Origin of the sequence: Sphingomonas sp. IC-11, from assembly GCF_021043365.1 — a bacterium.
Classification (GTDB): Bacteria; Pseudomonadota; Alphaproteobacteria; order Sphingomonadales; family Sphingomonadaceae; genus Sphingomonas.
In genome coordinates this window covers 385871-408979 of record NZ_JAJNDU010000001.1, presented here as the reverse complement: position 1 = coordinate 408979, position 23109 = coordinate 385871, and the positions used below count along the sequence as shown (strand labels likewise).

21 protein-coding genes and 1 tRNA gene are annotated in these 23109 nt (G+C 66.3%); 13 read left to right on the top strand and 9 right to left on the bottom strand.

Features of this window, described 5'->3' with window-relative positions; all coding sequences use genetic code 11:
• Positions 1 to 5 precede the first annotated feature (5 nt).
• Entirely contained in the window at positions 6 to 215 is a 210-nt protein-coding gene (locus LQ954_RS01920) for a hypothetical protein (protein WP_227771455.1), read from the bottom strand.
• Positions 216 to 337: 122 nt separating this feature from the next.
• On the opposite strand from LQ954_RS01920, the gene LQ954_RS01915 reads away from it, so the two are divergent.
• On the top strand, positions 338 to 511 hold the full coding sequence (locus tag LQ954_RS01915) for a hypothetical protein (RefSeq protein ID WP_231021671.1): 174 nt from the start codon (positions 338 to 340) through the stop codon (positions 509 to 511).
• Positions 512 to 520: 9 nt separating this feature from the next.
• Here the strand turns inward: LQ954_RS01915 and LQ954_RS01910 are convergent, their stop codons facing one another.
• Complete coding sequence (locus LQ954_RS01910; protein ID WP_231021670.1) at positions 521 to 1135, bottom strand: S24 family peptidase; 615 nt, start codon at positions 1133 to 1135, stop codon at positions 521 to 523.
• Between the two features lie 86 nt (positions 1136 to 1221).
• Here LQ954_RS01910 and LQ954_RS01905 point away from each other — a divergent pair, with 86 nt between their 5' ends.
• Positions 1222 to 1395: a hypothetical protein gene (locus tag LQ954_RS01905; protein WP_227771452.1), complete on the top strand. Its 174-nt coding sequence runs from the start codon at positions 1222 to 1224 to the stop codon at positions 1393 to 1395.
• The gene (locus LQ954_RS01900) at positions 1392 to 1709 is read left to right on the top strand and encodes a hypothetical protein (RefSeq protein ID WP_227771451.1); all 318 of its coding nucleotides are present in this window, start codon (positions 1392 to 1394) and stop codon (positions 1707 to 1709) included. The genes LQ954_RS01905 and LQ954_RS01900 overlap by 4 nt, the downstream gene beginning before the upstream one ends.
• A gap of 17 nt (positions 1710 to 1726) precedes the next feature.
• Here the strand turns inward: LQ954_RS01900 and LQ954_RS01895 are convergent, their stop codons facing one another.
• Together LQ954_RS01895 and LQ954_RS01890 are read right to left on the bottom strand one after the other, a co-directional pair.
• Entirely contained in the window at positions 1727 to 2626 is a 900-nt protein-coding gene (locus tag LQ954_RS01895; protein ID WP_231021669.1) for a hypothetical protein, read from the bottom strand.
• A gap of 30 nt (positions 2627 to 2656) precedes the next feature.
• On the bottom strand, positions 2657 to 3862 hold the full coding sequence (locus LQ954_RS01890) for a TIGR04063 family PEP-CTERM/XrtA system glycosyltransferase (RefSeq protein ID WP_231021667.1): 1206 nt from the start codon (positions 3860 to 3862) through the stop codon (positions 2657 to 2659).
• A 90-nt stretch (positions 3863 to 3952) separates the two neighbouring features.
• On the opposite strand from LQ954_RS01890, the gene LQ954_RS01885 reads away from it, so the two are divergent.
• The 8 genes from LQ954_RS01885 (at position 3953) to LQ954_RS01850 (ending at position 14419) form a co-directional block, all read left to right on the top strand.
• Entirely contained in the window at positions 3953 to 4093 is a 141-nt protein-coding gene (locus LQ954_RS01885) for a hypothetical protein (RefSeq protein WP_227771448.1), read from the top strand.
• Positions 4086 to 5435, top strand: coding sequence for a putative O-glycosylation ligase, exosortase A system-associated (locus LQ954_RS01880; RefSeq protein WP_231021664.1), 1350 nt, complete (start codon positions 4086 to 4088; stop codon positions 5433 to 5435). The genes LQ954_RS01885 and LQ954_RS01880 overlap by 8 nt, the downstream gene beginning before the upstream one ends.
• Before the next feature lie 365 nt (positions 5436 to 5800).
• Positions 5801 to 8485, top strand: coding sequence for an aconitate hydratase AcnA (acnA, locus tag LQ954_RS01875; protein ID WP_231021663.1), 2685 nt, complete (start codon positions 5801 to 5803; stop codon positions 8483 to 8485).
• A 105-nt stretch (positions 8486 to 8590) separates the two neighbouring features.
• Positions 8591 to 9748: an isovaleryl-CoA dehydrogenase gene (locus LQ954_RS01870; protein WP_231021661.1), complete on the top strand. Its 1158-nt coding sequence runs from the start codon at positions 8591 to 8593 to the stop codon at positions 9746 to 9748.
• A gap of 118 nt (positions 9749 to 9866) precedes the next feature.
• Positions 9867 to 11468, top strand: coding sequence for a carboxyl transferase domain-containing protein (locus tag LQ954_RS01865; RefSeq protein WP_231021659.1), 1602 nt, complete (start codon positions 9867 to 9869; stop codon positions 11466 to 11468).
• 77 nt (positions 11469 to 11545) lie between these two features.
• Positions 11546 to 11968, top strand: a complete 423-nt coding sequence (locus LQ954_RS01860) for an endonuclease domain-containing protein (protein WP_269142162.1) — start codon at positions 11546 to 11548, stop codon at positions 11966 to 11968.
• Positions 11965 to 12441, top strand: coding sequence for a nuclear transport factor 2 family protein (locus LQ954_RS01855; protein WP_231021655.1), 477 nt, complete (start codon positions 11965 to 11967; stop codon positions 12439 to 12441). The genes LQ954_RS01860 and LQ954_RS01855 overlap by 4 nt, the downstream gene beginning before the upstream one ends.
• Before the next feature lie 130 nt (positions 12442 to 12571).
• The gene (locus tag LQ954_RS01850; protein WP_231021653.1) at positions 12572 to 14419 is read left to right on the top strand and encodes an acetyl/propionyl/methylcrotonyl-CoA carboxylase subunit alpha; all 1848 of its coding nucleotides are present in this window, start codon (positions 12572 to 12574) and stop codon (positions 14417 to 14419) included.
• A gap of 159 nt (positions 14420 to 14578) precedes the next feature.
• On the opposite strand, the gene LQ954_RS01845 is transcribed toward LQ954_RS01850, so the two are convergent.
• The gene (locus tag LQ954_RS01845; protein ID WP_231021651.1) at positions 14579 to 17227 is read right to left on the bottom strand and encodes a valine--tRNA ligase; all 2649 of its coding nucleotides are present in this window, start codon (positions 17225 to 17227) and stop codon (positions 14579 to 14581) included.
• A 115-nt stretch (positions 17228 to 17342) separates the two neighbouring features.
• Between LQ954_RS01845 and LQ954_RS01840 the strand changes: the two genes are divergently transcribed.
• A complete protein-coding gene (locus LQ954_RS01840; protein WP_231021650.1) occupies positions 17343 to 17975 on the top strand; it encodes a glutathione S-transferase family protein in 633 nt (210 codons plus the stop codon).
• Positions 17976 to 17988: 13 nt separating this feature from the next.
• Here LQ954_RS01840 and LQ954_RS01835 read toward each other — a convergent pair whose 3' ends face one another.
• The 4 genes from LQ954_RS01835 to LQ954_RS01820 form a co-directional block, all read right to left on the bottom strand.
• A complete protein-coding gene (locus LQ954_RS01835; RefSeq protein WP_231021649.1) occupies positions 17989 to 20028 on the bottom strand; it encodes a S9 family peptidase in 2040 nt (679 codons plus the stop codon).
• A gap of 122 nt (positions 20029 to 20150) precedes the next feature.
• Positions 20151 to 20633 (bottom strand): DUF2497 domain-containing protein, encoded by a 483-nt coding sequence (locus tag LQ954_RS01830; protein ID WP_231021648.1) that lies wholly within the window; start codon positions 20631 to 20633, stop codon positions 20151 to 20153.
• Positions 20634 to 20669: 36 nt separating this feature from the next.
• Positions 20670 to 22178, bottom strand: a complete 1509-nt coding sequence (locus LQ954_RS01825) for a TolC family outer membrane protein (RefSeq protein WP_231021647.1) — start codon at positions 22176 to 22178, stop codon at positions 20670 to 20672.
• A gap of 11 nt (positions 22179 to 22189) precedes the next feature.
• On the bottom strand, positions 22190 to 22858 hold the full coding sequence (locus LQ954_RS01820) for a protein-L-isoaspartate O-methyltransferase family protein (protein WP_231021646.1): 669 nt from the start codon (positions 22856 to 22858) through the stop codon (positions 22190 to 22192).
• A gap of 145 nt (positions 22859 to 23003) precedes the next feature.
• Between LQ954_RS01820 and LQ954_RS01815 the strand changes: the two genes are divergently transcribed.
• Positions 23004 to 23077: transfer RNA gene (locus LQ954_RS01815), tRNA-Cys, on the top strand.
• Positions 23078 to 23109: the final 32 nt, after the last annotated feature.

The window sequence follows — 23109 nt, the reverse complement described above, 5'->3', positions numbered from 1 at the left end:
TGCCCTCAATGCACCGTGCCGACGGGCTTATCCGTCTCAAGCAGCCGCACCAGCCGCTCCACCTGCCGCCAGCGGCAGAAGTGAACGACATTGCCGACCGATCGGCTGCGCTCTGCGCGGAGGGCGGCTTCGTCCGCGGCATAGGCGCCAAAGGAGCGCATCAATGAAGACGCATCGGCCACCATATGGCGGTCAGCGAGGTAGAAATGGGGCAAGAACGGCCTGCGATGTCGTTGTCGCGGCCTCACTAGAACGGAACAACCATCACCCGGTGAACGGCAAGGGTTAACGCGGCAACAGTAGCGCTTTGGCGTGAGCCGTGCCAAAGGCCCGCCGCATGTCCGATCCCGATCAGCGCTCCAAATCCGCGAGCGGTTTCCTGCTCGCCATGTCGTTGATGGTTGGCACCATCGTCGGGCTGCTGCTTGGGCAGCCCTCGATCGGCTTGCTGGCCGGCCTTGCCGTCGGGTCAGGCACCGCCGTCTTCCTGTGGCTGAAGGGCCGGGACTGAGCGCAGCGCTCAGGGTTGGCGCAGCAGCAGCTTCACCCGCCCGATCACAGCCGCTTCCCCCGCCTCGCAGCGAATCGGCGTGTAATCGGCATTATCGCTGAGCAGGACCAGTGCGGCGCCTTCCCGCCTGACGCGCTTCACCAGCAATTCGTCCTCGCGACGCACGACGAAGATCCCGGTACTCACCAGCCTGGTATCCGCGCGGTCCACCAACAGCCGGTCGCCCGCGAGGATGGTCGGCTGCATCGAATCGCCGACAACGTCGATCAAGGAAACGTGACCGGCCGCCACACCGGCGTCGCGCAGCATCTGCGCGGTAAACTCCTCCTGGCGAATCGAACGCTCATCGCCGACGGCAACGCCGCGGCCAGCCGATGCTGCCACCGATAGATAGGGCACGGCATAGGTCGCCTCGCGCGGCTCCCCGCCGAGCAATGCTTCATCAACGCCAAGGAAACTGGCGAGCATCCGGCGATCGCGTTCGGCCAAGCGGCGGGGCGTACCGCGCCGGACGAATTGCTGAAGATAGGCCAGGTTCCGCCCGATCAGCCGCGACAGCTCCGACAGGCTGACGCCTTGCGCCGCCGCCAGTCGCTCAAGCGTGTCGCCCACCGTGTCCGCCATGGCGTAAGCATAGTCTAGGATTTTTCCTAGACAAGTTGGAAAAGCTGCGAGAACAAACAGCGAACAAAGAGACTCGGGAGCTTGCCATGTCGCTGTTGATCAGGATCGATCGCTACCTTCGACAAACCGGGATACCGCCCTCGACGTTCGGGCGGCGCGCAGTGAACGATCCGCGCCTTGTGCGCGATCTGCGTGCCGGACGGACGCCGGGGGCGCGGGTCTGCGCGCGCGTGGAAGCCATGTTGCGGGAGAGCGAATGATGCGCGGTCCCGGCGCGACATTGTTGCTCGCGCGCGCTCTTGCGGCATCAGCGGCGCGCGACGGCCTTGACCTGGCCGTGGAAGAGCAAGGATCAACGCCCTGGCACAGCGCGACGTTCAGCGGCCATCGTCATGCGCTGATCGTAACAGCAACGCCGGCAGGCGCGGCCGCCAGCGCCTGGCTGGAAACAATCGGCAGCCTGGAGGTGCGGCTACCGGGCGAATTGCTCGCCGACTTGAGCGTGGTACAGGAAAACGAACGTGGCGGTCTTTGCCAGGCACGCATCGAGGCGTTGACCGTTGAGCGCGCCTGACCGGCGACACTCGCGGATCAGCGCCGCGCCATGCGCCGCAGCATCAACAAGGTATCGCTGAGGCTTTCCGGTGGCGCCGGCGGTGCGGGCGGTGGTGGCGGTTCCGGCGCCTTGCGCTGGCGAGCCCCGCGCTCTAGCCGGTCGAGGAGGCTCGCCAGAGAATCGCCATCCCCCGCCGAAGCAGTCGAAGTTGCGACAGTCGGTTCCGCCTCCTCCTCGGGCGCATCCGCCATCAGGCCTGGCATATCCCGGCGCGGTGTTTCCATGGCAGCAACGTCGTTATCGCCGGCGCCGGCATCAAGCCCGGTTTGCATCGCTGACGGAACAGGCGGCGGTGCGACCTTCTCCACGGGCGGCTCGGGCGTGATCGGCGGCGGGGGCGCCAGCGGTGCGACGGCGCGCACGGGATCCCGCGGCACGTCGGGAATGGCAACCGGGTCAAATGCGGCAAGCGGCTGGTCGAGGTTGCGGGGAAGCGTCTGCTCCCCCGTGCGGGCGCGAGCCAGAGCGCGAGCCGCCGCGGGCGTAACCGTCGCCATCGGTAGCGGCGGGCCCAGATCCTCCTCCGCACGAATCGGCAGTCGCGGTGCGGCATCCGGATGGGCATCCGCCCGCCGGATCGTCGGCACCCGAAGCGCCGCGTCGGGGCTGGCAAGCGCCGGCTTGCGCTGCACCCCGATCAGGTAGCCGCGCCGCCGTAGCGCAATTGCCGCCAGGGCAACGAACGCGATCAGCACAAGGATCGCCAGCATGGTGCGCCCGGTCACGCCGATCGGCGGCGTTGCCGCCGGGAGAACATAGGGAAGCCCGAGCCGCCACATCAGCACATCTAGCGTCGCCTGCGGCATAGCGGCGACCAGAGCAGCTACGACCACGCCGACGACAAGCGTGATGCACGGCCAGATCAGCCGCTTCATTTCCATTCCGCGTTGTTCAGCGCCCATGCCTCACCCTTTTCCGGCGGCAGCCATCAGCCGCCGGTACACGGGTTCGTACCGGGAAATATTTGAGGACCAGTTACGTTCGCGCTCCACAAAGGCCCGGGCGCGGACGCGTCGTTCATCCCATCCGCCGCGATTGCCCAGCAATGTCGCCAGCGAGGCTGCTATCGCCGACGGATCATCGGCGGCGAACAGCGTGCCGGTCTCTCCGTCGCGGATCAGCTCGCGATGGCCGCCGACATCGGACGCGGCTACCAGTCGCCCCTGCGCCATCGCTTCCAGCGGCTTCAGCGGCGTGACGAGATCGGTGAGCCGCATCTTCTTGCGGGGGTAGGCGAGAACGTCGACCAGGCTGTAATAGCGTTCGACCTCCTGATGCGGCACGCGCCCGACGAAGCGGATGCGATCGGCCACTGGAGACGCGGCCGCCTGATGGCGCAGCGCTTCCGCCATCGGCCCGCCGCCGACCAGCAGCAATTGCGCCTGTTCCCGCCGGGCCACGAGCGCCGGCATGGCCGCGATCAGATCATCGAGCCCTTCGTAGTCATAGAAGCTGCCGATGAAGCCGATCACCTCGCCGCCCAGGCCCAGCGACTCGGCCAGCGCCGAATCGCGCGGCGGCGGATCCCCGAACAGCGCCATGTCGACGCCGTTGGGCGAAACCATGATCCGTTCCTCCTCGACGCCGCGGGCGAGCAGGTCTCTCTTCAATCCCTCGCAGATCACCGCCACCGCATCGGCGCGCTTGACCGCCCAGCTCTCCAGCGCGCGCGTCGCGCGATAGCGCAGCGAACCTTCCGTGCCGGTGCCGTTACCGACCGCTGCATCCTCCCAGAAGGCGCGGATTTCATAGACGAGCGGCACGCCGAGCCACCGTGCCGCCGGCATGGCTGCGAGCGCGCCCAGCACGGGCGAATGGGCATGAATGATGTCCGGGCGAAAATCCTGCGCCACTGCGGTGATGCGGCGGCCGAACGCGGCCACTTCCGCCAATTCACCAAGCGGCGCCGGCAAGCGCGGCGACGGCGGCGTGCGGAGAAAGGTGATCCCGTCCACTATTTCGCTGGCGGGTGCCTCGTGATGATGCCTGGGGCCGGTTACCGCCGCCACATCCCATCCACGCGCGATCTGCGCCTTCACGATTGCCCGCGTGCGGAACGTATAGCCGCTCTGCAAAGGCAGGCCGTGATCGAGTACGTGGAGGATGCGCATGACGGCTTGCTGCCATCACGGCGCTTAACGGCACGTCAACTGCCGGTGCTTAGGCGTGGCGCTGCTTTCGGGAGCTTCGAACCCAAATCTATGATCGACAATCTGGCACTCGGGATCAGCCATGGGCTGCTGCTGCTTGCGGCATGGCTGCTGCTGCGCCGCGACGATCTCGATTCGGAAGCCCCTGCTGCGGAGAAGCCTGGCCGGCCGGGGCGTCGCCCCCGTGCGTGATCTCGCCTTTATCGGCTTTCTGGTGGCACTTTTCGGCCTCGGCTTTCGCCGGCCGTTCATCTTCGTGCTTGCCTATATCTACATCGACATCGTCTCACCGCAGCGGATCACTTATTATCTGCTGAACAGCGTGCCGATCTCGGCGATCGCGGCGGGCCTTGCCATGCTGAGCTGGCTGGTGGTGGACGACAAGAAGGACGCCCGCTTTGCCCCGCGTCAGGCGTTGATCCTCTTCCTGCTGCTGTATTGCGGCATCACTACCCGCACCGCCGACTTCCCGATCGAGGCAGCCGGCAAATGGGAATGGGTGTGGAAGAACCTGGCCTTTGCCGCATTCCTTCCGCTGACCCTTCGCACGAAGCTGCGCATCGAGGCGCTGCTCCTGTTCGTGGTGCTCTCGGCCAGTTCGATCATCATCGTCGGCGGCATCAAGACGCTGGCCTCGGGCGGCGGCTATGGTGAGCTGAACCTGATGGTCGCAAACAATTCAGGCCTTTACGAAGGCTCGATCATTTCGGCCGTGTCGATCTCGCTGATCCCGATCATCCTCTGGTTTGCGCGTCATGGCACCATCTATCCGCCCGGACGGCTCGTCTGGCTGTTCTGCGCCGCGCTCACTTTTGCCTGCCTGCTCATCCCGGTCGGCACCTCCGCCCGCACCGGCCTGCTGTGCATCGGCCTGCTCGCGCTGCTGATGCTGCGCGAGGTGAAGCGCAAGATGCTCTACCTCGCAGCACTCGGCCTCGCCGGCACCATCGCCATTCCGTTCCTGCCAAGCGCCTTCAGCGAGCGGATGGGGACCATCAAGACCTATCAGGCCGACGAATCCGCCTCTACTCGGATCGCCGTGTGGAAGTGGACGTGGGACTATGTGAAGGATCACCCGTTCGGCGGCGGCTTTGAGGCCTATCTGCAGAACCGCATCCGCTACGACACCGTTCACGTCGCTGGCGAAGGGCCGAACCGGACGATTCAGCGCAACCTCACCGTGGACAAGAGCCGCGCCTATCATTCGAGCTATTTCGAGGTGCTGGGTGAGCAGGGCTATTTCGGGCTGGCGATCTGGCTGCTTGTCAACGCCATCGGCATCGTCCGCATGGAAGTCCTTCGCCGTCGCTACCGGGAGGGTGAATTTGCCTGGGCCGGCAGCCTCGCCGGGGCACTCCAGCACGCGCATCTCATCTATCTGCTGGGCGGCGCGTTCGTTGGCATCGCTTTCCAGTCTTTCCTGTACATGGTGATCGGCGCACAGATCGGTCTCGATACCTATCTGTCGCGCCGCCGCGCGGAAACCGCCTGGCGCCCGATGGGCCGAGGGCGACCAGCACCCGCCGCCGCTTGAGGCGGCATCTCGCCCGGCGGTGAACGGGAGCCATGACCGCGCCCCCGCCAGGTGATTGCGTTTGCAGGGAAGTTATCCTTCACACGATCGGGCATCTTGAACGCTGGGGTGGGTGCGGGCGCATCGATCGGCGGCGTGATCTCGCCGCCGCGCAAGCCCCTTCTTGCGAACGGATCGCGAAAAGCGGGTTCGTCAAGCCTTTTCGTCGAACAGCGCTTCTTGGCACCTTCCCCCACCCGCCTGCCGCTGCTATCGCCGCCCGCGACGCTTCACATCGCCCGTCCGGGCGCGCCCGCGCGTGGGTTCACCACCCCCGCTTCCCCGCCGCGCCCAAGCCGGGCCGAACCTATGGGGAAAGGACCCGCATGACCGCCATCGGCCAGGATACGTTGAAGGCCCGCCGCACGCTCCAGGCGGGCGGCAAGAGCTACGATTATTATTCGCTCGACGTCGCGGCGGAGAAGTTCGGCGACATCTCGCGGCTGCCCTTCTCCATGAAAGTGCTGCTGGAGAATATGCTGCGCTTCGAGGACGGCAAGACCGTCACGCCCGAAGACGTGCAGGCTGTCGTCGACTGGCAGAAGGAGCGCCGCTCCGACCGCGAGATTCAGTATCGCCCCGCGCGCGTGCTGATGCAGGATTTCACCGGCGTTCCCTGCGTGGTCGACCTCGCCGCGATGCGCGACGCCATCACCAAGCTTGGCGGCAACGCGGCAAAGATCAATCCGCAGGTTCCCGTTCACCTCGTCATCGACCACTCGGTCATGGTCGACGAATTCGGCACGCCCAAGGCGTTCGAAGAGAATGTGGATCTCGAATATCAGCGCAATTCGGAACGCTATGAGTTCCTGAAGTGGGGCTCCAAGGCGCTCGACAACTTCAAGGTCGTGCCCCCGGGCACCGGCATCTGCCACCAGGTGAACCTGGAATATGTCGCGCAGGCGGTGTGGACCTCCAATGAAACCGGCGAGAATGCGACCTCGGGCGCAGCGATCGCTTACCCCGATACCTGCGTCGGCACCGACAGCCACACCACCATGGTGAACGGCCTGGGCGTGCTGGGCTGGGGCGTCGGCGGCATCGAGGCGGAGGCAGCGATGCTCGGCCAGCCGGTGTCGATGCTGATCCCGGAAGTCGTCGGCTTCAAGCTGACCGGCCAGCTGCGTGAAGGCATCACCGCCACCGACCTGGTGCTGACCGTCACCCAGATGCTGCGCGCCAAGGGCGTCGTCGGCCGCTTCGTCGAATTTTACGGCCCGGGCCTCGACCAGATGACGCTGGCCGACCGGGCGACCATCGCCAACATGGCGCCGGAATATGGCGCAACCTGCGGCTTCTTCCCGATCGATAACAAGACGATCGATTACATGAAGCTGACCGCCCGCCCGGCCGAGACGATCGCGCTGGTCGAAGCCTATGCCAAGGCGAACGGCTTCTGGCGCGACGCCAACACGCCGGATCCGGTGTTCACTGACACGCTGGAGCTCGACATGAGCACCGTCGTGCCGTCGCTCGCCGGGCCCAAGCGTCCGCAGGACAAGGTGGCGCTCGACCGCGTGGACGAGGTGTTCAACGGCGATCTCGTCAAGGTCTATGACAAGGCCGAGCCGAAGCGCGTCGAAGTGGCTGAGCGTGGCCATGACATCGGCGACGGCGACGTCGTGATCGCCGCCATCACCAGCTGCACCAACACGTCGAACCCGTCGGTGCTGGTTGCCGCGGGCCTCGTCGCCCGCAAGGCGCGCGCGCTGGGCCTGAAGCCCAAGCCCTGGGTCAAGACCTCGCTGTCGCCGGGCTCGCAGGTCGTCACCGACTATCTCGAAAAGGCCGGCCTGCAGGACGATTTCGACGCCATGGGGTTCAACCTCACCGGCTATGGCTGCATGACCTGCATCGGCAATTCGGGCCCGCTGCCCGGCCCGATCAGCAGCGCGATCAACGAGAATGACCTCGTCGTCGCGTCGGTCCTGTCGGGCAACCGCAACTTCGAAGGCCGCGTGTCGCCGGATGCGCGCGCGAACTTCCTCGCCTCGCCGCCGCTGGTCGTCGCTTATGCGCTGAAGGGCAGCGTCACCACCGACATGAACCAGACCCCGATTGGCGAGGGAACGAACGGCCCGGTGTACCTCAAGGACATCTGGCCTTCGAACCAGGAAGTGTCGGAGCTGATGACCGCGAACATCGACGCGGGCATGTTCCAGAGCCGCTACGGCAACGTCTATGAGGGCGACGCCAAGTGGCGCGGCATCGAAGTCACCGGTTCGGACACCTACAGCTGGCCGGCCGCGTCGACCTACATCGCCAACCCGCCGTACTTCGAGGGCATGGAGATGACCCCGGCGCCGGTGACCGACATCATCGAGGCGAAGCCGCTGGCGATCCTGGGCGATTCGATCACCACCGACCACATCTCGCCGGCCGGCTCGATCAAGGCCGACAGCCCGGCAGGCCAGTGGCTGATGGAGCGCCAGGTGTCGAAGGCGGACTTCAACAGCTATGGTTCGCGCCGCGGCAACGACCAGGTCATGGTCCGTGGCACCTTCGCCAACATCCGTATCAAGAACGAGATGGTGCCGGGGATCGAAGGCGGCATGAGCCGCTATGGCGAGGAAGTGATGCCGATCTACGACGTCGCGATGCGCCACAAGGCGGATGGCACGCCGATGGTCGTCGTTGCCGGCAAGGAATATGGCACCGGCTCCTCGCGTGACTGGGCAGCGAAGGGCACCAACCTGCTCGGCGTGCGCGCAGTGATCGCGGAGAGCTTCGAGCGTATCCACCGTTCGAACCTGGTCGGCATGGGTGTCCTGCCGCTCCAGTTCGCGGAAGGGGTGACTCGCGAGACGCTGAAGCTGACTGGCGACGAGACGTTCACCATCCAGAACGTCGCCGGCCTGCGCCCGCGTCAGACGGTGACCGTCACGCTCGCTCGCAAGGATGGCACCACCGAAAAGTTCGAGACCCTTTGCCGGATCGATACCGTCAACGAGCTGGAATACTTCCTGAACGGCGGCATCCTGCAGTACGTGCTGCGCAACCTGGCGGCCTGATCGGCCGTATCCGTCCGCCGGCTCCTGTACGAAGGGGCGGCGGACGGGAATTGTTGCTTTCGTTACCTCTTTCCCCCGCTTATGTCGGGGGCAAGAGGAGTTTCGATGCAGTCCACTCTCGATTTTGCGCTTGGTGAAACCGCGGGAATGATCCGCGACACCACCCGGCGCTTCGCCGACGAACAGATCGCCCCGCTCGCCGCGAAGATCGACGCGGACGACTGGTTCCCGCGCGACGAACTATGGCCCGCCATGGGCGAACTGGGCCTCCACGGCATCACCGTCGAGGAAGAGTTCGGCGGCCTCGGCCTCGGCTATCTCGAACATGTCATCGCCTGCGAGGAAGTGAGCCGCGCGTCGGCCTCCATCGGCCTCAGCTACGGCGCGCACTCCAACTTGTGCGTCAACCAGATCCGCCGCTGGGCCTCCCCGGAGCAGAAGGCGAAATACCTCCCCAAGCTGATCAGCGGCGAGCATGTCGGCAGCCTCGCCATGTCGGAGGCGGGCGCCGGCAGCGACGTCGTCTCGATGAAGCTGAAGGCGGAAAAGACCGGCGCGGGCTATGTCCTGAACGGCACCAAGTTCTGGATCACCAACGCCGCTTATGCGGACACTTTGGTGGTCTACGCCAAGACGGGCGAGGGCAGCCGCGGCATCACCACCTTCCTCATCGAAAAGGACATGCCCGGCTTCTCGATCGGCCAGAAGATCGACAAGATGGGCATGCGCGGCTCCCCCACGGCGGAGCTCGTCTTCGACAATTGCGAAGTGCCGGACGAGAATGTCATGGGCCCGCTCAACGGCGGCGTCGGCGTGCTGATGAGCGGTCTCGATTACGAGCGCACCGTCCTTGCCGGCATCCAGCTCGGCGTGATGCAGGCCTGCCTCGACGTGGTGCTGCCCTACATTCGCGAGCGCAAGCAGTTCGGCCAGCCGATCGGCGCCTTCCAGCTGATGCAGGCGAAGGTCGCCGACATGTATGTCGCGCTCAATTCCGCCCGGGCGTACGTTTATGCCGTCGCCCGCGCCTGCGACAGCGGCCAGACGACCCGCTTCGATGCCGCCGGCGCGATCCTGCTCGCCAGCGAAAACGCCTTCAAGGTCGCCGGCGAAGCGGTGCAGGCGCTGGGCGGCGCGGGCTATACCAAGGACTGGCCGGTCGAACGCTTCCTGCGCGACGCCAAGCTCCTCGACATCGGCGCCGGCACCAACGAAATCCGCCGCATGCTGATCGGCCGCGAACTGATCGGAGCGGCGTCGTGATCTCAAACAACTGCCGTCACCCTGAACTCGTTTCAGGGTCCATCTCTCCGCAGGCGTCCACGCCGCGCGTCGCACGATGGATGCTGAAACAAGTTCAGCATGACGGAGGCGCGGCGCAATGACCGCCCCCGTCCTCGACACCAAGGTCTCTTCCACGGACGCGACCTTCCAAGCCAACGCCGCGCACAACCGCGCGCTGGCGGAGCAACTCCGCGCCGACGTCGCTCGCGCCGCGCTCGGCGGCAACGAAAAGTCCCGCGAACGCCACACCGCGCGCGGCAAGCTCCTCCCCCGCGAGCGCGTCGAACGCCTGCTCGATCCCGGCTCGCCCCTGCTGGAGATCGGCCAGCTCGCCGCGCATGACGTCTACGGCGAGGATATCCCCGGCGCCGGCCTCATCACCGCGATCGGCCGCGTCTCCGGGCGCCAGTGCATGATCGTGTGCAACGACGCGACGGTGAAGGGCGGCACGTACTACCCACTCACCGTGAAGAAGCATCTGCGCGCGCAGGAGATTGCCGAGGCGAACCGCCTGCCCTGCATCTACCTCGTGGACAGCGGCGGCGCGAACTTGCCGCACCAGGCGGAGGTTTTCCCGGACCGCGATCACTTCGGCCGCATCTTCTTCAACCAGGCGAACATGTCGGCCAAGGGCATCCCCCAGATCGCCTGCGTGATGGGCAGCTGCACCGCCGGCGGCGCGTACGTCCCCGCCATGTCGGACGAAACGGTGATCGTGCGCGAACAGGGCACGATCTTCCTCGCCGGCCCGCCGCTCGTCCAGGCCGCGACGGGCGAAGTCATCAGCGCCGAGGATCTCGGCGGTGGCGATCTCCACGCGCGCAAGTCCGGCGTCGTCGATCACCTCGCCGAGAATGACGAGCACGCCCTCACCATCGTGCGCGACATCATCGCAACGCTGCCGCCGGAACGCGAGGCGGACGTGAACCTGCGGCCATCGAAAGCGCCGAAATACGCCGCGGAGGATCTCTACGGCATCGTGCCGCAGGACGTGCGCGCGCCCTATGACGTGCACGAAGTGATTGCCCGGCTCGTCGACGGCAGCGAGTTCCACGAGTTCAAGGCGCTCTACGGCTCCAGCCTCGTCTGCGGCTTCGCGCATATCCACGGTTCGCCGGTCGCGATCCTCGCCAATAACGGCGTCCTGTTCAGCGAAAGCGCGGTCAAGGGCGCGCACTTCATCGAACTCGCCTGCCAGCGGCGTATCCCGCTCCTGTTCCTCCAGAACATCTCCGGCTTCATGGTCGGCGGAAAATACGAGGCGGAGGGGATAGCAAAGCACGGCGCAAAGCTCGTCACCGCCGTCGCCACCGCCAGCGTGCCCAAGATCACCGTGCTGATCGGCGGCAGCTTCGGCGCCGGCAACTACGGCATGTGCGGCCGCGCCTATTCCCCGCGCTTCCTGTTCACCTGGCCCAACAGCCGGATCAGCGTGATGGGCGGCGAACAGGCAGCGAGCGTCCTCGCCACCGTCCACCGCGACGCCGCCAGCTGGACGCCGGAGGAGGCGGACGCCTTCAAGGCCCCGATCCGCCAGAAGTACGAGGACGAGGGCAACCCCTATTACGCCACCGCTCGCCTGTGGGACGACGGCGTGATCGACCCCGCCCAGACCCGCGACGTCCTGGGGCTGGCGCTGGCCGCATGCCTGAACGCGCCCATCCCCGAACGCCCGCAGTTCGGCGTGTTCCGGATGTGATGGGCGCAACGGATCAAAATCCTCCCCGGCACGGGGAGGGGGACCAGCCGCAGGCTGGTGGAGGGGCTGGCCGCAGGCTGACCGGGCCTCAAACGACCGTCACGAACGCCCGCCGTCTGCGACGGGAGATGACACTGCCGGAAATAATCCTCTGGCAGAACATCCGCCGCCAACAGCTAGGCGTGAAGTTCCGCAAGCAGCATCCGGCGGGCCAGTATGTCCTCGATTTCTACTGCCCCTCCGCGCGCCTCGCGATCGAGGTGGACGGAGAAGCCCACTCACACCAGAACAAACTCGCCAAAGACCACCGCCGCGACCTCTGGCTAGCCCGAGAGAACGTCAGAATCCTTCGCATCCCGGCGAAAGCCATCCTCTCCGACCTGCCAAACGTAATCGATGCGATCAGTGCCGCGGTCACCCCCGACCAGCCCCTCCACCAGCCTGCGGCTGGTCCCCCTCCCCGTTCCGGGGAGGATTTGGAATTGAAAGCTCCCGCATGATCCTCCCCCTCCTCCTCGCCCTGCAAGTCACGCCGGTCGCACCCTTGCCCAAGGGCACCGCGCTCCCGCCGTCTGCGTCCGAAGAAGGCCAGGTCATCGCCCCCGTGCAGCGCCTGTTCGACGCGCTCGCCGCCAACGATCCCGCCGCGATCCTCGCCGAGGTCCGCCCCGACGGCCGCGCCACCGCGGTCGTCGAAAAGGCCGACGGCACCACCGCCGTCACCACCAGTGACTGGCCCGCCTTCGCCGCCAAGCTCGGCAAGCCCGGCCCGAAGCTCGCCGAAACCTTCACCGGCATGCCCGCGATCGAGATCGACGGGAATATCGCGATGGTCTGGGGCAGCTACACCTTCACCGTCGACGGCAAGCCGAGCCATTGCGGCACCAACCATGTCGATCTGGTGCGCGACGGCGGCCGCTGGCGGATCAACAACATCACCTGGACACAGCGCACCATCGGCTGCGCGCAATGATCGCTGTCCTACGTCCCACCCCCGCAGGTATTCTCCGTCTTATGATCACTGCCCCCGCCCCGAATGTTGAGGCTTGTTGGAAAAAAACGCGCCAGAGTCTCAACTTCCTCAACATTCGCGGGGTCGCGGCATGATCGGCTCCCTGCTCATCGCCAACCGCGGCGAGATCGCCTGCCGCATCATCCGCACCGCCCGCGCGCTCGGCGTGCGCACCATCGCGGTCTATTCCGATGCCGATGCCGCGGCGCTGCACGTGCGCGAGGCGGACGAGGCGGTGCACATCGGCCCCTCGCCCGCACGCGAATCCTATCTCGTCGGTGAGCGGATCATCGCCGCTGCCCGCGAAACCGGCGCGGGGGCGATCCACCCCGGCTATGGCTTCCTCAGCGAAAATGCCGATTTCGCGCAAAGCGTGATCGACGCCGGCCTCGTCTGGGTCGGCCCGCGCCCCGCCAGCATTCGCGCCATGGGGCTGAAGGATGCCGCCAAGAAGCTGATGCAGGAAGCCGGCGTCCCCACCACGCCCGGCTACCTCGGCGACGATCAGTCCCCCGATCGTCTGCAGCGCGAGGCGGATGCGATCGGCTATCCTGTGCTGATCAAGGCGGTCGCCGGCGGCGGCGGCAAGGGCATGCGCCGCGTCGATCAATCGGAAGAGTTCGCCGACGCACTCGCCTCCTGCCGGCGCGAGGCCGCGGCCAGCTTCGGCGACGATCGCGTGCTGATCGAAAAATACATCCTCTCCCCGCGCCACATCGAAGTGCAGGTGTTCGGCGACGGCCACGGGAATGTCGTCCATCTGTTCGAACGTGATTGCTCGCTTCAGCGCCGCCACCAGAAGGTGATCGAGGAAGCGCCGGCGCTCGGCATGGACGCGGCCACGCGCGAAGCGGTCTGCGCCGCGGCAGTAAAGGCGGCGCAGGCGGTCGATTATGTCGGCGCCGGCACGATCGAGTTCATCGCCGACGCCAGCGAGGGCCTGCGCGCGGACCGCATCTGGTTCATGGAAATGAACACCCGCCTCCAGGTCGAGCATCCCGTGACGGAAGCGATCACCGGCCAGGATCTGGTCGAATGGCAGCTGCGCGTCGCCAGTGGAGAACCGCTGCCGCGCCGCCAGGACGAGCTATCGATCACCGGCTGGGCGATGGAGGCACGCCTCTATGCCGAGGATCCGGTGAAGGGCTTCCTCCCCTCGATCGGCCGGCTAGACGCGCTCGATCTCGGCGATGCCGTGCGCGTCGACACCGGCGTCGAGCAAGGCGCCGAGATCAGCCCCTTCTACGATCCGATGATCGCCAAGCTGATCGCGCATGGCGAGACGCGGGACGAGGCGCGCGAGCTGCTGGCCGATGCACTGGACGAAGCGGTGATCTGGCCGGTGCGCACCAATGCCGGCTTCCTGGTCGAGGCGCTCGACCACCCCGAGTTCGCCGCGGGCAATGTCGATACCGGCCTCATCGCCCGCGAGGGCGAGGCGCTGATGCCGCCCGCGCTGCCCAGCGAGGAAGCGCTGATCGAGGCCGCCGCCGCGCTTGCGCCCGACGTGCCGGTCGCCGGCTTCCGCCTCAACGCGCCCGCGCGCCGCGAAGGCCGCTTCCTCCTCGCCGGGGAGCCGATCGCGATCGACTTCACCGACGCGCCCGAGGTGGAGGTGCCCGCCCCGCTCGACAGCGTGCTCATCACCGAAGGCGGCCAGACGTGGGAGCTCGCCCCCTTCCGCGCCACCGGCGCCACCGGCGGCGCGGCGGCGGACGGCGCGATCCTCTCGCCCATGCCCGGCCGCATCATCGCGGTGGAAATCGCCGCCGGCGCCGCGGTCGTGAAGGGCCAAAAGCTCGTCACACTGGAGGCGATGAAGATGGAGCACAGCCTCGTCGCGCCGTTCGATGGCCTCATCGCGGAGCTGAACGCCGTCACCGGCGGACAGGTCACCGAAGGCACGCTGCTGGTGAAGGTTGAACGGCAGGAGGCCTGACGAACCGCCGCCTGCCGCCGGACAGCGGCGGCGGGCACCCCGTTGCCACTAAGGCTCCGTCACCCCGGCGCTCCATGCCGGAGTCCAGGGTGCCGCAAACCTCGACGTGTGAGGTCGTGCCGCCCGGTGGATGCCGGGACAAGCCCGGCACGACGGGCGCTACCCCAGACGCGACAGCGCCGCCGACAGCCGCTCCGCCTCAGCCGCCTTCTCGGCATGATCGCCGCGGGCCTTCTCGACCGCCTCGGGCTTCGCACGCTCGACGAAGCTCGGGTTGTTGAGCCGGCCGGCAAGCCCGTCGCGCTCCTTTTCGGCCGCGGCAATCGCCTTGGCCAGACGCGTTCGCTCGGCGGCGAGGTCGATAACGTCGCCCAGCGCGATTCGGAACGTGGCTTCGTCGACCACGACCTGCGCGGTGCCGCCGGAAACCTCGCCCGGATCGATCCGCGCGAGGCGGGCAATCGTCGCTGCGTTGCGCGTCAGGCGCGCCTGCGTCTCGGCGTTTGCATCCGCCACCGCATAGGGCAGCCGCGCGCCCGGCGGCACGTTCAGCTCGGTACGGCTGGAGCGGACTTCGCTGACGAGACGGATCAGCCAGTCGATCTCCTGCGCGGCGGCCGGATCGATCGCACGTACATCGACCATCGGCCAGTGCGCGACGATCAGGTCGTGCTCGCGGGGTGCGAGTGCGTGCCACAGCTCCTCGGTGATGAACGGCATGAAGGGATGAAGGACGACCAGGATCTGATCGAGCACCCATCCGGCGACCGCCTTCGTCTCCTCGTCGATCGAGCCCTTGATGAGTTCGAGATACCAGTCGCAGAACTGGCTCCAGACGAACTGGTAGATCGCGTTCGCCGCGGCATCGAAGCGATATTCGCCCAGCGCCAGGTCCACCGACTGGATCGCCTTGATCGCCTCGCCGATGATCCACTTGTTGACCGGGTGAGTCGCCGCCGGCGGCTCCAGCGTGGTCGATCCGCCGATGCCGTTCGACTGGCAGAAGCGGCTGGCGTTCCACAGCTTGGTGGCGAAGTTGCGGTACCCCTCGACCCGCTTCTCGTCCATCTTGATGTCGCGGCCCTGGCTTTCCATCGCCGCCATGAAGAAGCGCAGCGCATCGGCGCCGTACTTGTCGATGAGGCCAAGCGGATCGACGGTATTGCCCTTGGACTTGGACATCTTCGCGCCATCCGCGGCGCGGACCAGGCCGTGCAGGTACAGCGTGCGAAAGGGCACGTCCTTCATGAAGTGCATGCCCTGCATCATCATGCGGGCGTCCCAGAAGAACAGGATGTCGAAGCCCGAAATGAGGACGTCGTTCGGATAGCGGCCGCCGAGCGTCGGATCGGTGTTCTCCGGCCAGCCCATCGTGGCAAACGGCCAGAGCGCGGAGGAGAACCAGGTGTCGAGCACGTCGGGATCGCGCGTCAGGGCAACGCCCTCGCCCGCCTGCGCCTGCGCCTCGGCCTCGGTTTCGGCGACATAGGCCTTGCCCTCCGCATCGAACCACGCCGGGATTTGGTGCCCCCACCACAGCTGGCGGCTGACGCACCAAGGCTGGATGTTCTCCATCCAGTTGAAGTAGGTCTTCTCCCACGTCTTGGGGACGAGGCGGATCGCGCCGGCCTTCACCGCCTCGATCGCGGGCTGCGCCAGCGTCTTGGCGTCGACATACCATTGATCGGTCAGCCACGGCTCGATGACCACGCCCGAGCGATCGCCGAACGGCGTCTGGATCGTGCGCGGCTCGGCATCATGCTCGGCGCCTTCCTTGTCGACATGCGGCACGAGGACGCCACAGGCCTTGAGCCGGGCGACCACTGCCTTGCGCGCGTCCGCCGTCGACAGCCCGAGGAACTCGGCCGGGATCAGGCCGTCCGCCGTCTGCGTGACGTTGGCCTTCGCATCGAGCATGTTGAGCATCTCGCCCGCCTTCATGCCGGCGCGCTTGCCCACCTCGAAATCGTTGAAGTCATGCCCCGGCGTGATCTTCACTGCGCCGGTGCCGAGCGACGGATCGGCATGTTCGTCGGCGATCACCGGGATCAGGCGGCCTGTGATCGGCAGCTTGATCTGCTTGCCGATCATGTCCTTGTAGCGCGCGTCCTCCGGATGCACCGCGACCGCCATGTCGGCGAGCATCGTCTCGGGGCGGGTCGTCGCGACGGTGATCGTGCCCGAGCCGTCGGCGAGCGGGTACCGGATCTGCCAGAAGCTGCCCTTCACCTCGCGCGTCTCGACCTCGAGATCGCTGATCGCGGTGCCGAGGCCCGGATCCCAGTTCACGAGGCGCTTGTCGCGATAGAGCAGGCCCTGGCGGTGCAGCTCGACGAAGACCTTCAGAACGGCCTTCGAGAAGCCTTCGTCCATCGTGAACCGCTCGTTGGCCCAGTCCATCGAGCAGCCGAGGCGACGCAACTGGCCGGTGATCTGGCCCCCGCTCTCCGCCTTCCATTCCCACACCTTGGCGACGAATTCGTCGCGGGTGAAATCGGTGCGCTTCTGCTGCTTAAGCGCCATCTGCCGCTCGACCACCATCTGCGTGGCAATGCCGGCGTGATCGGTGCCGACCACCCAGAGAGCATCCTTGCCCTTCAGCCGGGCGTGGCGCGTCAGAATGTCCTGGAGCGTGTTGTCGAGCGCGTGGCCGATGTGGAGCGAGCCGGTGACGTTGGGCGGCGGATTGACGATCGTCCACGGATCGGCACCGGGGCGCTCGGGGCGGAACAGGCCGCTCTCCTCCCAATGGCTGTACCAGCGGGATTCGATCGCGGCGGGGTCGAATGTTTTGGGGAGCTCGCTCATGGCACGGCTCTACTCAGCCAGCCCGACGCTGCAAAGCCGTCGCAGGCAGGCGGCGCGTGGCCAGTTCGCGGCGGGCGCGCTACCGTGACGGTGACAATACAGGAGGGGACAGCCGATGCTGACGGTTCATCATCTGGGGATTTCGCAATCGGACCGAATCGTCTGGCTCTGCGAGGAACTGGGCATCCCCTATCAACTGCGGCGCTATGATCGCGATCCGGTGACGCGGCTGGCGCCCGAGGAATATCGCGCGCTGCACCCGTTCGGCACCGCGCCGGTGATTACTGATGGCGACTTCGTACTCGGCGAATCGGCGGCGATCGTTGAATATCTGATCGCCACGCATGGCGGCGACGCGCTGATCCGCCGCGCGAGCGAACCGGACTTTGCCGATTATCTGTTCTGGTTCAACTTCGCCAATTCATCGATGATGCCGGCGCTGATGATGTCGATGGTCGTCGGCCTGCTCGGCGGCGGTGATCGCGCGAAGGCGCTGCTGGCGCGCGGCGACCGTGCTTATGCGATGATCGAGGATCGGTTGGCCAAGGTGCCGTATCTGGCCGGCGATGCCTTTTCCGCCGCGGACATCATGATCCACTTTCCGCTGACCACGGGGCGGGTGTTCGCGCCGCGTGACATCTCGGGCTATCCGAACATCCTTGCCTATCTGCAGCGGATCGCGGCGCGGCCGGCCTATGCCGCGGCGATGGCCAAGGCCGAGCCGGATTTCGCGCCGATGCTGACGTGATCGGGGGCGCCGGTCAGCGCCCCTTCCCCGTCCATTGATCCATCCAGCCGATCACCTCGCGATACCATTGGCGCGAGTTCTTCGGCTTCAGCACCCAATGGTTCTCGTTCGGGAAGACGAGCAGGCGCGAAGGGATGCCGCGGCGTTGGAGCGCGGTGAAGGCGGCGAGCCCCTGGGTGTAGGGGATGCGGAAGTCCTTCTCACCGGTGATGACGAGTTGCGGGGTCTTCCACTTGGCAACGTGGTTGACGGGGTTCCACTTCTCGAACGCCTGCGGATCCTCGTAATAGGTTTTGCCGCCGTGCTCCCACTCGTCGAACCACAATTCCTCGGTTTCGTACGCCATGGCGCGCGCGTCGAAGACGCCGTCGTGCTGGACGATGCACTTGAAGCGATCGGGCCACTGCCCCTCGATCCAGTTCATCATATAGCCGCCATAGGAGGCGCCCAGCGCGCAGGCATTGTCGGCGTCGAGCCAGGTGAACTTGGTGGTCGCCGCGGACAGCCCCTTCTTCAGGTCCTCGAGCGGCCAGCCGCCCCAATTGTTGCGGATCGCATCAGTGAAGGCCTGGCCGTAGCCGGTGGAGCCGTGGAAATCGACCGCGACGAGACCATAGCCCGCGCCCGCGAACACCGCCGGATTCCAGCGATAGGACCAGCTGTTGTTGCTCGACCCCTGCGGCCCGCCATGAACCATATAGGCGATCGGCACCTTGCCGGTGCTGTTCGCGGGCTTCACCGCATAGCCCCAGACGGTGTCGTTGTTGGCGCCGGTGAAGCTGAACCGCTCGACGGTCGGCATGTCGATCCCGGCGAGCTTGGCGGCGTTGACGTTGGTCAGCCGCTGCGGCGTGCCGCTGGCGACGACGCGGTAGAAGTCGGCCGGGGCGGTCAGCGAATCGAGCGCAATGATCGGCCCGCTCGGCGTGACGGCGACCGCGCCGACATGGCCCTGCTGCGTCAGCCGGGTAACCTGGCCGGTGCGCGCATCGACGCGGAATAGCGGGGTTTCCTGCGTATCGTCGGCCGTGACGTAGAGCGAGCGCGAGTCGGGCGCCCAGGCGATCGAGCCGACCGAGCGATCCCACTTCTCGGTCAGCGAGGTGACACGGCCGGTGGCGAGATCGCGCAGCATCAGCACCTGGCGATCCGCCTCATAGCCCGGGCGGCGCATGGCGAACCAGGCGAGCGTGCGGCCATCAGGCGAGACGACCGGCTGATTGTCGGTCGCCTTATTGTCCGCAGTGAGGTTCACCGGCGCGCGGCTGCCGTCGGCGGGCACTTCGAAGATGTCCAGGTTCGTCGAGGTCGGCTCGATCCGCCCGGCCTCGCGCAGCGCGAAATAGAGCGTCTTGCCGTCGGGGCTCCACGACACTTCCTCGGAGCCGCCGAACGGCTTCGAGGGCGCGTCGCCGACGAGGCCGCCGACCACCGCCTTGCCATTGCCGCGCGCGCCGGCGGCAGTCAGCGGCAGGACGAACAGCTGCGAGCGCGTGCCGTCGCTCCACGTATCCCAGTGGCGCACGAAGAGCTGGTCGTAGGTGCGGCCCGAGCCGGCATCGGCGCGCTTCTTGACCATTGCGGGCTCAAGGCTCGGCGCGGCGGGCAAGCGATCCGCCCAGACCACGATCTTGTCACCCGTCGGCGCCACCTTGAAGCCGTTGAAGCCGCCCTTGAAGTCGGTCAGCTTGCGGGGCGTGCCACCCGTGACGGGGACGGACCAGATCGCGTCATCCATTGCGAAATAGACGATGTTGCCGACGATCTGCGGATCGTTCTCGTCCTTCTGCGGATCGGCGAGCAGCTTCTCGGGCGCGGCGCCAGGCTTCGTCAGATCGAGCCGCCACAGATCGAAGCGGCCGCGATCGGCATCGAGATCAGTCTCGCGCTGCGCCCAGACCATCCATCGCCCGTCCTTGGAGACGGCCGGCGTGCCGACGCGGCTCAGCATCGTCAGGTCTTCGATGGTCATCGGGCGGGCTGCGGCAGGAACGGCAGCGGCGGCGGCGGCGGCGGCGAGCGTGATGAGGCTCGCGGACAGGAACATCCTCATGGCCGCGAACTAAAGCAGATCGTTACCGTTGCGACAATCGCCATGTCTTCGGGCGGCACGCTTGTGCGATCAGGCACACCAAACGGAGCGCACCCGCAACGGCAGAGGTTATGCAGCGGGGATCAGGAGGCGCTGCGCGTGAGCTTCGCGATTTCGCGCGCCACGATCGTTTCGACCATGCTAGGCAGATTGGCGTCGAGCCACTCACGAAGCATCGGCCGCAACATCTCGCGCACCAGACCTTCCAACGTGCCGTCGCTCTGGGGTTCGGGCTTTACCAGCAAGCGCGAAAGAGCATCAATCGCCCCCCTGGTCGCTTGCGCCGTCTGCTCCGAAAGCACGGTCGCCCCGGTTTCAGCCCCAACCCGCGGCGCTTCCGGCTCGGGAAGCGCGACAGGCCGGGAGGCGGCGGGCGGCATGGGATGGCTGAGCTCGAGCACCTCTTCCGGCTCCGCCTCGTCCTCTTCGGGCGCGGAAGACACGACGGGTCGAGCCATATTGGTCCGACGCTGCCGGATCGGCCGGTCATCACCCTCTTCGGCGATGATGCGTTTGATCGAGGAGAGAATATCCTCCATCGACGGCTCGGCGCTGACATCCCCCATGCGCGCAGTCCACCTCATCCAGAACGCCGCCGACGATCAGCGGTTTGGTGCGTTTTCACCTGTGGTCAATGCCGGGCTTCTGTCAACCTTGCTGCTGTCGAGCGCCGGATCGAGCGGCCGGTTGACCGTCGCGTTCTGAGGAGCGACAGAGCTCGTGGAGGGCGCGATGGCCACGGGCGCCTTGCCATCACCGAAGTCCGAGATGCGGTTGCGGACGGACCGATAATTCTCCGCCGCATTGTACAACGGCCCGCCTTCCAGCCCAAGATCCTCTGCCTCGGCCTGACCCATGGCTGCAAGCAGCGCGAAACCAGCGACATAGGCATCCCGGCGCGCTGTCACGAGCGTCACCTGGCTGTTCAGCAGCTCCTGCTCCGCATTGAGGATGTCGAGGATCGTGCGATTGCCGACGCTGTTTTCGGCGCGGACGCCTTCAAGGCTGAGGCGATTCGCCGCTACTGCCTGTTCGGACGATGCAATCACCTCCAGCGAAGACCGCCAAATCGCGAATGCCGACCGGGCGGAGGCAATCACCTGCCGTTCCGCTGCGGTGGCATTTTCGATCGCTTGCGCGCGGGTAGCCTGCGCCTGCCGCACGAGTGCCGCGGGCCGTCCGCCCTGAAACAGGGGAAGGCTGACGTTCAGGCCCAGGCCAGCGGATGTTCCCGACTGCCCGACACCAAGGCCCGTCCCGCTGCCGAGCGAGCCGAGATAATTGACGTAATTGCCGGTCGCGCCGACACCCAGTGTTGGCAGCCGGCTCGCACGTGCAACGCGGATGTCATAGTCGGTGGCGTCCCGCTGCTTTAGCGCCGCTAGCAGCGTGGGATTGTCTCGCAGTGCTACCTCGACAGCCCCATCGGCGTTCTGGGGCAGATTGGGGAGCGGTGGCGGCGGCGCCAACTCACCGGGCGCAGAGCCGACAAGCCGCACGTAATTTTCGCGGCTGGCGATCAGCGTCGCTTGCACCCGCTGCAACTGAGCCCGCGCAAGGCTCAACCGCGCTTCGGACTGGGCGACGTCCGTACGGGTGAGATCCCCCACCTGGAACCGGTCGCGGCTTGCCTGGAGGTTGGTTTCCAGCACCCGGACGTTCTGGGCATTGAGACCGACGATCGCCTCGTCGCGTATCACGTCATTGTACGCCGCCACCACTTCGGAGAACAGCGAAGCTTCGGTCCCGCGCAGTCCGAACTGGCCAGCTTCCACCCGCGTCTCGGCCGCCCTGACGGAATTGCGCACCGCACCGCCCGAATAGAACGGGACGTTCAACGCCAGCTGCGCCTGCGCGGCCCGCTCCGGAGTGGTGAAGGAATTGCCACTGCGCAGATAATTCTCATTCACCCCGGCATTGGTCGAAAGCGTCGGCCGTCCGGACGAACGAGCAATCGGCACATTCTCGTCCAACGCCCGCTGCTGCGCGCGGCTCGCGGTGATCGTCGGATTCTCGCGATAGGCACGCGCCAGCGCCTCCCGCAGCGTATCTGCCTGCGCCGGCGACGCACTCAGCGCGAGTATCAGGGCAAGAGAAACGACGCGGGTCATTGCGGCTCTTTTCAGAAGGTGAAGCGGGCTGGCTTGGCGAAGCCCGGCAATCGACAGCAATCAACATCGGCGAAGTCGATCATCGCAAAACCGCCCTCGCTCTTCCGACCGGATGCCAGCCGCGTAACGCCATTGTCGAGGACGCCGCCAAGGATACGGCCGCCAGGCCGCACCTGCGCCACCAACTGCTCCGGGTACTGCTCTATGGCGCCATCGACGATCATCACATCATAGGGCGCCCGCTCGGAATGACCGAGCTCAAGCGGCGCCTCGACGATGGTGATTCGCTCACCCGCGCCAAGGTTCGTCCGCGCCTGTGCAACAAGCGCCGGATCGACCTCCACCGCAACGACCGACGCCACCAGTTCGCCCAGCAATGCGGCCGTGTAGCCACTCGCCGCGCCGATCAGCAGAACATGATCGCTTGGCAGCAAGCGCGCTTCGGTCAGCAAACGGCCCGTGGCGATTGGCAGGTTCAGCGATCGCCCGCCGCCCAGCGCGATCAGATCGTCGCGATAGGCGAAGGGCGCCATTTCTGCCGGCACGAACCGCTCGCGCGGGACGTTCGCCATGACTGCAACCACGCGCGCATCCGAAACCGCATTCGTGCGAAGCTGGCTCGCCACCATCGCGGTGCGCATGGCGACAAAATCCGGTTGGCGTTCCATGGTCATCGTCATCTTCTCACCTGTCGCACGACTGTTTTATTCTGGCAATACACTTGTGATCCAGAGTGGCGCTTTATCGCGACCAGACAGTGCCGCCAACGTAGAAACTTGACACGCACGCTCCGCCGCCGCATCTGCCCGCCCTCGCTCTCATCGAGGCCCGATGGCGGAGTGGTGACGCAGAGGACTGCAAATCCTTGCACCCGGGTTCGATTCCCGGTCGGGCCTCCAACTTCGACGGCGACTTGGGCATGCCCCGCTGA